The 12,272-nt window shown below is 55.7% G+C and carries 12 protein-coding genes and 1 pseudogene; 1 reads left to right on the top strand and 12 read right to left on the bottom strand.

The features are described 5' to 3' along the window. The 12 genes and pseudogenes from Q8Q07_00865 to Q8Q07_00810 all read right to left on the bottom strand — a co-directional run. Window positions 1–1,466: NADH-quinone oxidoreductase subunit N (locus Q8Q07_00865; GenBank protein MDP3878842.1), on the bottom strand; the 1,466-nt coding region annotated here is incomplete at its 3' end. Window positions 1,467–1,476: 10 nt separating this feature from the next. Next, window positions 1,477–2,970, bottom strand: a complete 1,494-nt coding sequence (locus tag Q8Q07_00860) for an NADH-quinone oxidoreductase subunit M (GenBank protein MDP3878841.1) — start codon at window positions 2,968–2,970, stop codon at window positions 1,477–1,479. Window positions 2,971–2,986: 16 nt separating this feature from the next. Further along, the gene (gene nuoL / locus Q8Q07_00855; protein ID MDP3878840.1) at window positions 2,987–4,951 is read right to left on the bottom strand and encodes an NADH-quinone oxidoreductase subunit L; all 1,965 of its coding nucleotides are present in this window, start codon (window positions 4,949–4,951) and stop codon (window positions 2,987–2,989) included. Next, window positions 4,951–5,148: a hypothetical protein gene (locus Q8Q07_00850; GenBank protein ID MDP3878839.1), complete on the bottom strand. Its 198-nt coding sequence runs from the start codon at window positions 5,146–5,148 to the stop codon at window positions 4,951–4,953. Before Q8Q07_00850 ends, nuoL begins: the two co-directional genes overlap by 1 nt. 141 nt (window positions 5,149–5,289) lie before the next feature. After that, window positions 5,290–5,601 carry an NADH-quinone oxidoreductase subunit NuoK gene (gene nuoK / locus Q8Q07_00845; GenBank protein MDP3878838.1) on the bottom strand — a complete coding sequence of 104 codons (312 nt, stop codon included), beginning with the start codon at window positions 5,599–5,601 and terminating at the stop codon, window positions 5,290–5,292. 2 nt (window positions 5,602–5,603) lie between these two features. Next, window positions 5,604–6,092 carry an NADH-quinone oxidoreductase subunit J gene (locus tag Q8Q07_00840; GenBank protein MDP3878837.1) on the bottom strand — a complete coding sequence of 163 codons (489 nt, stop codon included), beginning with the start codon at window positions 6,090–6,092 and terminating at the stop codon, window positions 5,604–5,606. Then, on the bottom strand, window positions 6,092–6,595 hold the full coding sequence (locus tag Q8Q07_00835; protein MDP3878836.1) for an NADH-quinone oxidoreductase subunit I: 504 nt from the start codon (window positions 6,593–6,595) through the stop codon (window positions 6,092–6,094). Before Q8Q07_00835 ends, Q8Q07_00840 begins: the two co-directional genes overlap by 1 nt. A gap of 59 nt (window positions 6,596–6,654) precedes the next feature. Then, window positions 6,655–7,728, bottom strand: a complete 1,074-nt coding sequence (nuoH, locus tag Q8Q07_00830) for an NADH-quinone oxidoreductase subunit NuoH (protein MDP3878835.1) — start codon at window positions 7,726–7,728, stop codon at window positions 6,655–6,657. Between the two features lie 48 nt (window positions 7,729–7,776). Beyond that, window positions 7,777–8,880: an NADH-quinone oxidoreductase subunit D gene (locus Q8Q07_00825; protein ID MDP3878834.1), complete on the bottom strand. Its 1,104-nt coding sequence runs from the start codon at window positions 8,878–8,880 to the stop codon at window positions 7,777–7,779. Between the two features lie 19 nt (window positions 8,881–8,899). After that, window positions 8,900–9,340 carry an NADH-quinone oxidoreductase subunit C gene (locus tag Q8Q07_00820; protein MDP3878833.1) on the bottom strand — a complete coding sequence of 147 codons (441 nt, stop codon included), beginning with the start codon at window positions 9,338–9,340 and terminating at the stop codon, window positions 8,900–8,902. A 40-nt stretch (window positions 9,341–9,380) separates the two neighbouring features. Beyond that, window positions 9,381–9,875, bottom strand: a pseudogene (locus tag Q8Q07_00815) (NADH-quinone oxidoreductase subunit B family protein). A 101-nt stretch (window positions 9,876–9,976) separates the two neighbouring features. Next, window positions 9,977–10,312, bottom strand: coding sequence for an NADH-quinone oxidoreductase subunit A (locus Q8Q07_00810; protein MDP3878832.1), 336 nt, complete (start codon window positions 10,310–10,312; stop codon window positions 9,977–9,979). 387 nt (window positions 10,313–10,699) lie between these two features. Here Q8Q07_00810 and Q8Q07_00805 point away from each other — a divergent pair, with 387 nt between their 5' ends. Beyond that, window positions 10,700–11,752: a DUF5666 domain-containing protein gene (locus Q8Q07_00805; protein MDP3878831.1), complete on the top strand. Its 1,053-nt coding sequence runs from the start codon at window positions 10,700–10,702 to the stop codon at window positions 11,750–11,752. Window positions 11,753–12,272 lie beyond the last annotated feature (520 nt).

The raw sequence follows: 12,272 nt of genomic DNA, 5'->3' as shown, positions 1-12,272 counted from the left end.
CTTATTACGTAACCCGGAACTATGCCCAGCAGCAGGACACCGAGGGAGGAGAGCAGCAGGGCAATCCTTAATGCGCTCGAGGAGGGTATTTTCTCGGCGGAGGCTGGCTCTCCGAACCACATTACCTTGACCACCCGCAGGTAGTAGTAGGCGGAGATAACGCTGTTGATGACGGCGATGATGACCAGCCAGAGCAGGCCATTATGTACCGCCCCGCTGAAGATGTAGAACTTGGCCATAAAACCGGCCGCGGGCGGCATACCGATAAGGGAGATCAGGCTCAGGCTCAGTGCCAGTGCCAGCAGCGGCGCCCGCTTGCTCACGCCTGAATAATCCTTAATGAGGTCGCTGTCAAGCTTGTTGGAGATGGCGATGATGGCGGTAAAGGCGCCCAGGTTGGCGACGGCATAGCCAGCCAGGAAAAAGATGACCCCGCTCCGCCCGATAACATCGGCGCCGGGAGCGACGCCCATCGCCGCCAGCCCCACCATCAGGTAACCGGCCTGGGCGATGCTGGAGTAACCGAGCATGCGCTTGATATTGACCTGGGGAAGGGCGGTAACATTACCCAGGGTCATGCCGATAGCCGCCAGCACGGCGAAAACCATTCCCCATTCCTGGCTCAGCCATGCCGGAAGCCCGAAGGCGGAGTTGAAGACTCTCAGGATTACGGCAAACCCGGCGGCTTTACTGCCCACGGAAAGGTAAGCGGTTATCGGGGTCGGCGCTCCTTCGTAGACGTCCGGTACCCACATGTGGAAGGGTACCGCCGCTATCTTGAAGCCGAAACCGGCAATCATCATCACGATGCCTAGAAACAGTGCCGGGCTGGCGGAGAGAGCGGCCGGAGTCATGGTATGGAGTACCCGGCCAATCTCACCCAGCTGCGTTTCACCGGTAAAGCCGAAGACCAGCGCCATGCCGTAGAGCAGCACGGCTGAGGCGATAGCCCCCAGCAGCAGGTATTTCAGCGAGGCTTCGGTTGATTTCTGGTCTTTGAGAAAGCCGACCAGGACATAGAGAGGGATGCTGGTCAACTCTAAAGCGATGTAGATTGAGATTAACTCGGTGGTAGCCGCCATCAGCGTCATCCCCAGCGCCGAAATCAATATCAGGGCATAGTATTCTCCCTGGAAGCGGGCAAACCGGGATACGTAGTCCTGTGAGGCGAGGATAACCATGGCGGCAATGCCCAGGAAGAGCAGCTTAAAGAAGACGGCAAAGCTGTCCAGGGCAAACATGCCGTTGAAATAAGACAGGGAAAAATTCCACAGAGATAGGCTGAAGAAAGCCGAGATTACAATACCGATGATACTGACCGCGGCCAGCACTTTCTTTCGTTCGGTAAAAAGGTCGAGCAGGATAACCAGTATCGCGGAGGCAACCAGGATCAACTCCGGCAGAATAGCTGCCCAGAGAGGGAAGACGCTTAGATTTAATGCTGGTGCCAATAGCCCGAGATTCAAAGCTTCTACTTTACCCTCCTAAAAGGTTCACTATGGGTGAAATCCCCAGTCCAATAATATCGGTCACTATTGCCGGATAGATGCCGACAAGCATAATCAAGGCTACAAAGGCAAACATGTATACTTTTTCCAGGGTATCGGCGTCCTTGACGCCGTCGTACTGCTCCAGTACCGGTCCGTAGAATGTCCGCTGCAGCATCCACAGGATGTAGCCGGCGGCCAGGACGACCCCGATTACGGCCAGGATGGTATAAAGCTGTATGCCGCTGACCAGGGTGCTGGAGAAACTGCCGGCGAAGACCAGAAACTCGGCGGCAAAACCGCTGGTGGTGGGCAGTCCCAGAGACCCCAGCCCGGCGATTGAGAAGATAACGGCGATAACCGGCATCTGCCCCGCCAGCCCGCCCAGCTTTCTCAGGTCACGTTCATGGACATTATGCATGGTCAGACCAGCCATGGCAAAGAGGAGTCCGGTAAGAAGCCCGTGGCTGACCATCTGTAACGCTGCCCCGGTCAGGCTCACCTGTCCCAGAGCAAAAATACCGAGCAGGACATAACCCATGTGGCTGACGCTGCTGTAAGCAATCATCCGTTTGAGGTCAGTCTGTCTCAAGGTGATGGCAGCCCCGTAGAGGATGCTGATCACCGCGAGAGCCACCAGCAGAGGAGCGTAGTCGCGGGCTACCTGGGGGAAGATGCTGACACAGACGCGGATGATGCCGTAGCCGCCCATCTTGATTAGCGCCCCGGCCAGCATCACGCTGCCGGCGGTAGGGGCATCGGTATGAGCGTCAGGCAGCCAGGTGTGCAGCGGGAAGACCGGCAGCTTGACGGCAAAACCGGTCAGCAGCAGGAAGAAGATAGCCGCTTGAGGAATGAAGGTGACCAGAGCCGCCAGCTGGTTCTGGGCCAGGTCTACCATATTCAGGCTGCCGGTAGTCAAGTAGAGACTGAGGATACCGGCCAGCATCATGGCGCTGCCGAACAGGGTATAAATAACGTATTTGATTGCCGAGTATTCTTTCCGCCCCGCTCCCCAGATGGAGATTAAGAAGTACATCGGGATAATCTCTATCTCCCAGAAGATAAAGAACAGCAGCAGGTCGAGGGAGGAAAACACGCCCAGTATGCTGGTCTCCAGCAGCAGCAGCCAAGCGAAGTACTCGCGGACTCTATGGTGCTCCTTCCATGAGATGAGCACTACCATGAAGCCGAGGAAGGCGGTCAGCACCACCATGGGCAGGCTCAAACCGTCAACGCCCAGGTGGTAGAAAGCCCGCAGCGGGGCGATCCAGGCCAGCTTTTCCTCAAACTGGATTACTCCGGCCGCCGCCGCCGATTTATCGAAATTAAAGAAGGTGATAATTGACAGCAGCAGGGGTACAGCGGTGAAAATAGCTGCCAGCCATTTAACCAGCCTTTCCCGCCCCCCGCCGAACAGGGCAATCAGGACTGCCCCGACTAGCGGGAGGAAGACTATCCATGTCAGATAATTAAAGTCCAATTATACTGACTCCTTTTCAGCCGGTGAAATAAAGCACCAGGATAATCGCCAGGATGCCGATGCCGATAAATAATCCGTAGAACTGTAACTGCCCGGTCTGTACCCGCCGGATAGCCCTGCCTCCGGCCACCGCCCCGCTGGCGACGCCGTTGACGATGCCATCCACGCCGTAGGTATCGACCTGTTGCAGGGCGTTGAACAGTCCTTTCAGCAGGACTATCCTGACAATAATATTCTCATAAAGCTCGTCAAACCAGTACTTGCGGTAAAACAGGGTGTAGAGTGGCTTGAAAATGTTGCCCGTGGTTTCGGCGGAGAGCGATTTGGCGCTGTACATCAGGTATGCCAGCAGGATGCCCAATAACGCCACCAGCAGGGATACTAAAGGTATCGGTGAGTGAGTGAAAACACCAAAGAGACCCTCGATAACACCATGTGTCTCCCCGTGTCCCATGAAGGCGCCGAAGGCGCCAGTAACGTTCCAGAAGCCGGAAATAACGGCCAGTCCCGCCAGGACTACCATCGGCATCACCATCACCGGAGGCGACTCGTGGGGGTGGCCGTGAGCTTCAGGGCTGCCTCCCCGGTACTCCCCGCCGAAGGTCATAAATACCGCGCGGAACATATAGAAGGCGGTCATAAATACGGTTATCATTGCCAGCACTCCGAGCACCGGCTGGTTCTCCAGGGCGACGGCGAGAATCTCGTCCTTGCTCCAGAAACCGGCTAGCGGCCAGATACCGGCCAGGCTCAGCGAGCCGATGACGAAGGTCATATAGGTCCAGGGCATCACCTTGCGCAAGCCACCCATCTGGCGCATATCGAATGTTCCGGTGGCGTGGTTGACGCTGCCGGACCCGAGGAAGAGCAACGCCTTGAAGAAGGCGTGGTTGAACAGGTGAAAGATGCCGATGGCGGTAGCCGCTTTAGCCGCTTCTACGGTTACATCTCCCCCGTGAGCCATACCCAGCCCGGCGGCTCCCAGCCCCAGCATCATGTAGCCGAGCTGGCTGATGGTGGAATAGGCCAGCACCCGCTTGATATCAGTCGCCACCAGTCCCATGGAAGCGGCGAAAATGGCGGTGAAGCCGCCGATAACGGCGACGGTGGTCATTGCTTCCAAGGAAGGGGCGAAGATGGGGAAGGTGCGGGCTACCAGAAAGACCCCGGCGGATACCATGGTCGCCGAGTGGATTAAGGCGCTGACCGGGGTCGGGCCTTCCATGGCGTCCGGCAGCCAGACGTGGAGCGGGAACTGGGCCGACTTGCCCACCGCCCCGGAAAAGATGCCGATGGCTGCCCAGGTGAGGGTGCTACCGGCTATTGCTCCGGCGATGGCCAGCTCATGCAGTTCCGCGATATCAAAAGTGCCTGTTTTGGCGAATATCAGCAGAATTGCCGCCAGGAAACCGAAGTCGCCGAGACGGGTAACGATGAAGGCCTTTTTGGCGGCGTTGGCCGCCGAGGGACGGTGGAACCAGAACCCGATGAGCAGGTAAGAGCAAAGTCCTACCATCTCCCAGAAGACGAATATCAGCAGCAGGCTATCGGCCAGGAGCAGTCCCAGCATAGAAGCGGTAAATAGTGACATCCAGGCATAATAACGCGTGTAAGTTCCGTCATTATGCTCCACAGAATGGGCCATGTAGCCGAGGGAATAAATCTGCACCATCAGGCTGACCAGGCTCACCACCACCACCATCACCGCCGTCAGCGGGTCAACCAGCAGCCCGAGGTTAAAGGTGAACTCATTGCCGACTGCCAGCCAGCTAATGTCCGGTACCGCCAGCTCATGTTGCGGCGCTGCCATTGCTGCCGTCAGTGTCCAGAGAGACAGGACTAATGAGCCGCTTATGGCCGTAATGGTGATATAACCGGCAACCCTGGACTCTTTGCTGACGAAGGGTTTGACCAAAAACGATATTATCAAGAAAGAGAGAACGGGTAGTAGAAATATGAGCCAGATTGCTTGATACGGCATCACAGTTTCCTTAACACCTCTTCGATGATGTGTTGTTTGTCCTGGGGTACCAGGACACGGTAGCTGGCCAGTTCCCGGTCTAGCGGTTCCCCGGGAATTTCCGGCAGGATGCGGGTCGGGATTCCCTCTCCCTCAAAGAGGTTCTTCCACATCTCCGCGGTCATCAGGTTCTTGGCTTTTTTAACTTCTGTCCACATACTATTTGTTCTACCTCACCCTCTGTGTTCCCCTCTCCTTCAGAGGAGAGGGGAAGGTGGTTATGGGAGAGGGGTTTCGCCCCTCTTGAACTCCCCGAAAATTATTCCGGGTTACACACCCTTGTATCCCTCTGAATCCCCCTACCCCTTCATTAAGTCGATTTCGGTGCTTTCAATCGTTTCACGGTTACGGTAAATGGCGATGATTATCGCCAGTCCAACGGCGGCCTCGGCGGCGGCCACCACCAGGATAAAGATGGTGAAGACCTGCCCGGTCAATAACGTGGGTACAATGTTCCGCGAGAAGGCGACCATAGAGATATTGACGGCGTTGAGCATGATTTCAATTGACATCAGTATGACGATGGCATTACGTTTCGCCAGCGCTCCGTAGAGTCCGATAGAAAACAGGACGGCGGATAATATCAGGTAATGTTCCAGTCCTACTGACATGATTACTTTTCCCTCACCAGAACTATCGCTCCTAAAATAGCGGCCAGTAAAAGAACGGCCGCAATCTCTAACGGCAGGATAAAGCCACCACTACCCAGGAGTTTATCCGCCAGGGCTGCGGTGGTTGGTTCCAGGGGTGCTGCCGTGGATACCGCCCACGGCGTACCGGTCAGGGCAAAGCCCAGTACCGCCAGGAACAGAACCGACACGATAAAAGCCGGAACGCGTAATTTATTGGAAAGGTTGCCCTGCGAGACGTCTCTGGTCAGCATGATGGCCAGGATAATCAGTATCGATATGCCGCCAACGTAGACCAGAATCTGCACCGCCGCCAGGAAATCAGCGCTGAGAGTAATATAAATCCCGGCTACAGTCAGGAAACACAGCACCAGGGACAGGGCGGCCCGGAAGATATTGCGTAACGAGACTACTGCCAGAGCGGCAAAAACGCCGACAACCGCCAGTATCCAGAAAGCAATATCCAGTCCCATTATTCCTTCTCCATCTCCATACCCCGGTACAGTAGTAATGTCTGCTGAGGTAGCGTGGCCGCAATCTTTGGGTACATGTAGCCGCTGACCGGTCTCTCGGCAGATGCCAGCAGCCTTTCGTTGGTCTGTATCAGCTCACCGCGGCGGTATTTCGCCCGCTCATAGGAGTAACCCATATAGAGCGCTTCGTAAGGGCAGGCTTCGACGCACAATCCGCAGGATATGCAGTAGCCGGTATCCACCTCGATTTTCTCAACGTTATACTTGTTACCTTCAAGATTAACTGAAGTAACGATACTGATAACACCCTGTGGGCAGGTTCTGGCGCAGGTGGTGCAGCCGGTGCACTTGATATTATCCCAGATTAGCTCGTTGCCGCGGCTGCGGCGCGAGGGGGTCAGCCTCTCCTCCGGGTACTGGGTCGTCACCGGATGACGGAGAAGGTATTTGATGGTAACCGTCAAGCCTTTGGCCAGCCCTTTTCCGTATCGTTCAAACTTCAACTCTAACCCATCCTGACTTGAATATTTTCATACTTATGGTACCGGTCTGCTTATGTTACCTAAACTTGAACTCTGCCCCAGCCCAGCTTAAAGAATCTTGACCAGAGCAGTATCAGTATTACGGTTATCCCGATGTTGACCGGTATCAATATACCCGGCAGGGCTTCCGGCCAGGTCAACACTTGTACTCCGGTGATAAACAGGTTAATCAACGCCAGCGGCAGCAGGAATTTCCAGGCGAGCGCCATCAACTGGTCGATGCGGACCCTGGGGAAGGTTGTCCGTGTCCAGATCATGACGAAGAACACAATGACAATCTTGAGTATCAGCCAGAGCCAGGGTGGCAGTACCGGGCCTCTCCAGCCGCCGAGGAAAAGGGTGGCGATGATGGCGGAAATAGCCAGCGCCTCAGCGTATTCCACCAGATAGAACAGGGCAAATTTCATCCCCGAGTATTCGGTGTGAAATCCGGCGACCAGCTCCGAATCCGCCTCCATGAGGTCAAAGGGACTGCGGTTAATCTCGGCGCAGCCGGCGATGAAGAAGAGGATAAAGCCCAGGGGCTGTAATAGAATAAAGGGGACGTTCTGCGCCAGCACAATATCGTTCAGGGACAGAGAGCCGGCCAGCAGCACCACGCTGATAACGGAGAGCACCAGGGGGATCTCATAGCTGACCACAGCGGCCACATCACGCATGGCGCCGAGGAGGGAATACTTGTTATTGGAACCCCACCCGGCCATGAATATCCCCAGGGTGGAGATGGAGCTTACCGCCACCACGTAGAGGATGCCGATGTTGAGGTCAGCCAGCAGTGCCCCGTTCTGGAAGGGCACCACGGCGAAAATCATCAGCACCGGGGAAAAAGCGACTATTGGGGCCAGCCAGTGCACTATTTTATCCCCTTTATCCGGGATGATATCTTCCTTGAGCAGCACCTTTATAGCATCGGCCACCGGCTGCAGCAGCCCGAATGGTCCCGTTCGGTTGGGGCCGAGGCGTGCCTGCATCCGTCCCATCCCTCTCCGCTCCAGCCAGATAAAGCCCATCACCGTGGTCAGTACAAAGCCCAGGATGATAATGGTAAACACCAGCCAGTGCCACCAGAACCCGCCCGGCCAGTCCGGGGGCAGGGCCTGCCAGGAATGCTCCAGGCTTGTGCCGAGGTTAAATATCGTCAATTATCTGTCGACCTCACCCATGGTAATATCAATGCTGCCGAATATGATGATGGCGTCCTGTATCTTCCAGCCGACCATCATCTCGCGCAGCGCGGTCAGGTTTATCAGGCTTGGCGCCCGGACATGACAGCGGTAGGGAGCGATGGAGCGGTCGGAAACCAGGTAGAAGCCGAGCTCGCCCTTGGGGGCCTCGATGTGGGCATAGGCGTCCCCGGCGGGGGGGCGCACCAGGTGGGGCACCTCACTTTTCACCGCGCCTGCCGGTATCTGAGCTAATGCCTGCTCCAGAATGCGCAGGCTCTGACGCATCTCGGCTATTCTTACCCGGTAGCGGTCATAGCAATCGCCGATAATGCCGGTGGGGATGTCAAACTCAAAACGGTCGTAGATGGAGTAAGGGTCTACTTTGCGGATGTCCCACGGCACGCCGCAGGCTCTGAGCACCGGGCCGCTGGCACAGATATCCAGGGCCGTTTCTCTGGGGAGGATGCCCACGCCCTTAGAGCGCGCCAGCAGTATCTCGTTCTCGGCGAGGAGACGGTCATATTCATCAATGAAACCGGGCATTTGCCGGACGAACTTGCGCACCGCCGGCAGGAATTCTTCGGGGACATCCTGGTTAAAGCCGCCGACGCGCATGTAGTTGTAGAGCAGGCGTTGTCCACTGATCATCTCAAAAAGGTCGACGATTTTCTCTCTTTCCCGGAACATGTAGAGGAAAGGGGTAAAGAAAGCCCCGCAGTCGTTAAGGAAAGCGCCGACGGCGATGAGGTGGCTGGCGATGCGCTGCAGCTCGGCCAGGATCACCCGCAGGTACTCGGCGCGCTCCGGGACGGTTATCCCCGCCAGCTTTTCCACGGAGAGGACGTAGGCCAGGTTATTGCTCATCGAAGCCAGGTAGTCAAGGCGGTCGGTCAGCGGGATAATACCTGTGTAGGTGCGTTCCTCGGCCAGTTTTTCAATCCCGCGGTGCAGGTAGCCGAAGACCGGTTCCACGTCAATAATGACTTCCCCGTCAAGGGTTGCCCGCATGCGGAACACTCCGTGGGTGCTGGGGTGCACCGGGCCGATGTTAAGTACCAGGGGTTCGGTTTTCAGTACCAACTACTTAATCTCCATGCTTTTATAAATAGTCCCGGCGCAGGGGGTGTCCTTCAAACCCCTGCCAGAGAACGATGCGCTTCAGGTTGGGGTGCCCGGTAAAGTTAATCCCCAGCAGGTCGTAAATCTCCCGCTCCTGGTAATCAGCCCCCCGCCACAGCCCGACCACTGACGGGACAACCGGGTTTTCCCGGTCATAGCAGCGGGTCTTTAGTACCAGGCTGTGGTTGTGCTGCCGCGATGTCAGCTGATAAACGATCTCAAAGTAGTCGTAGTAGTCAACCGCCGTGATGTAGTTGAGGTAATCGAAGTCGAACTCAGGGTCTGTTTTAAGATGCTCCAGAATGCCGAAGATAGCCTCAGTCCTGACCAGTAAGGCTTTATCGTCGGTGCTGATAACGGCCTCCGGGAAATTCCCCGCAATCCGCCGGGCAACCTCACTGGTTGATAAAGCTGTTGTCATCAATCCTTCTCTGATTCCGGCTTTTCGAGCCTATATTTATTCAGAAACCGCGGATATCAGTATGCGACCGGGCAATCTTCTCGTGTAGCATCCGTATCCCGTAGATTAACGCCTCAGGACGGGGCGGGCAGCCGGGTATGTAGACATCTACCGGGACGATACGGTTGTATCCCGGGACAACATTATAGGATGAGCGGAAAATGCCGCCGCTGATACCGCAGGCGCCCATGGCAATTACCCATTTCGGCTCTGCCATCTGCTCGTAGATTCGTTTTACCTGTGGCGCCATCTTCCAGGTCAGCGTTCCGGCGGTAATCATCAGGTCAGCCTGGCGCGGTGAGGCGCGCAGGATTTCCATGCCGAAGCGGGAAAGATCAAAGCGGGAAGCGTTGGCGGCGATCAACTCGAAGGCGCAGCAAGCCGGAAAGCAGATTGCCGGCCACAGTGAAGAACGGCGCGCCCAGTTGATGACATTATCGATTGAGGTCAGGACGACGTTACGCTGCAGCTCCTCGTCGAGCCAGCTATCAGGGTCGGCAAGAGGCAACTGGCTGCTCTTCTTTAATACCTCGATAGCCTGGCCTTCCGTAGCGTCTAATTCCAGGTCGGCATAGATATGCTTTCCAATGATATTGTCTATTTCCATTCCAGTACCTTCTTCCTCCAGGCGTAGACATAGCCGATGAGGACGATGCCGACGAGAATCAGGATGCTGAAGAGACCGGCATAGCCCAGTTTTCTGAGGTTGACCGCCCAGGGATATAGAAAAAGAACCAGGACATCAAGGACTAAGAAAACCAGGGCGTAAAAATAATAGCGGAAATTGAACTGCACCCAGGTCTTGCCGATGGTCTCCATGCCGCATTCAAAGGTGGAGTTTTTGACGGGATTGGGGTTTCCGGGAACGATTTTAAGGAACCTGAGGGCAACGGGAATAAGCAGGGTAGTAACGGCAAATAGAAGCGCAACCACTAGAAACAAACCTATGTAGCCATAATCAACCAGCAATTGTCATACCCTCTGGCTCAAACTAGCCGTGGGTAGTATAGCACACCTCTTTTTAGATGACAAGGGGGGTTGTTTTCTAAAATATTCCCCGCCTGTCTTTCTGTCACTTCTCCCGTCTCTTCACCGCCCGCCGTATTGAGCGAACAGCGTATCTGGCTGTGCCCCGCCCGTGGCTTCCCTGCCTTTTCCGGGCAAACTAAGTAACGGTCACAGTTCCAAATAAGTGGGTTTACGTATTTCGAGCAGGACACAAAGTCAGAGATAATTAGAATTATTGTTTTAGTCAATAGTAAGAGATTATTTCAGCATTAAGAGAGGTCGTGGTGGGGGAATAACCTGAAGGAGGAGCAGATGAAGAGGATGAAGAACAGGGGTAAACTGCTGGTCCCGCTACTGGTGCTGATGGCCGGTCTCCTGGGGTTCTCGGCCTGTGAGGGCGCTACCACCGAGGATATTCGGGGCTTGCTGCAGGCCATGGAAGGCAAGGAGATGGTGGTTACCCGGGAAGATGGCAGCACCCTGCGCATCACCGTGGAACAACAGTCAGCGGCAGCACAGGCGCAAAGCCTGGTTGGTGACCGGGTGACGGTCAGGGTACGCTCGCGTGGCGGAGAGCGGGAGCTGGAGCAGGTCAGCCGGCTGGGAGAAGACCAGCATTTCAGCGGAACCATAGAATCAATCAACGGTGATATGTGGACTGTCGGCGGGAGCCAGTTCAAGGTGGACGCCAATACCCGGCTCGATGGTGGTCTGGCGGTGGGGGTACTGGCGCGGGTGGAGTTCGTCACCCTGGCGGATGGTACGGCGCTGGCTACGGAGATTCAGACCGATGAAGATGACGAACACTTCAGCGGCGCAATCGAGTCCATGGGCTCCAGCCAGTGGGTCATTGGCGGGGAGACCTTCCAGGTCAACAATGCCACCCGGCTGGACGATGGGCTGGCGATCGGCGTGGTCGCCAGGGTGGAATTTGTCAGGATGCAGGACGCCTCGCTGCTTGCTATCGAGATTGAGACCGACCAGGGTGACAACAAGTTTATCGGCGCCATAGAGTCCAAAGGTGCTGATAGCTGGGTAATCGGCGGGCGCACTTTCCAGATAAATGCCGCCACCCACCTCAGCAGGGGCGGCAGGAACCTGGATGCTGGCGTTGTGGTGCGCGTCGAATTTATCACCATATCTGACGGCACGCTGGTGGCTACTGAAATCCAGGCTGTCCTGCAGAGGTTCAGCGGCACCGTCGAGTCTATCGGCAGTGATGAGTGGGTGGTCGGCGGGCGTACTTTCAAAATCACCGGCTCTACGCGGCTGGATGACGACCTGGCAGTGGGCAAGAGCGCCAGGGTCAGGTTCGTCGAGATGGCAGACGGCACAATGGTCGCCACCCGGATACAGGATAGATGAGGATAAAAACGGGAAGTGAGGACAGAGGCACCCTATCAAATCAATCGGCGATGATGGCAGGGCTGTAGGTAGACGTTCCTTCCAGACAGGCAGCCCCCTACCAGGATTGACAACGCCGGGTCCCCTCGGGTTTGCCGCTGGAGGATTCCGGTGCAGAGATTGGAACAGCCCTCAGTAACAGGACTGAAATTACCGTTAGATTCAAAACTGCTATCAGTATTCCCGTCTTAAACATGCGGGACACCTTCATATCATACTTTCCCCTTCAATTACGGAGTTAACTCCGTACTCGTAAGCTGGACTACATCAGCCCCAGGTCTAACTTATCCACAAAAAAAGAGACGAGGTTGTATCAAAGCGCATTCGTTTGGATAATCCTTTTGCCAATTTGTCTGCAGCCTTGGTTTTTCTTCCCCGTTGTGACTTTTGTCCTACGAGATTCCGGAAATGTGGGTTATCATATAACCGAAGAATCAATCAATAGGATCAAATAAAAAAGGGAGGCGAGCACGATGACAGT

This window comes from Dehalococcoidales bacterium (assembly GCA_030698765.1).
GTDB lineage: Bacteria > Chloroflexota > Dehalococcoidia > Dehalococcoidales > UBA2162 > JAUYMF01.
Note: the sequence above shows the minus strand (reverse complement) of the source record. Positions and strands in the feature narration are given on the sequence as shown.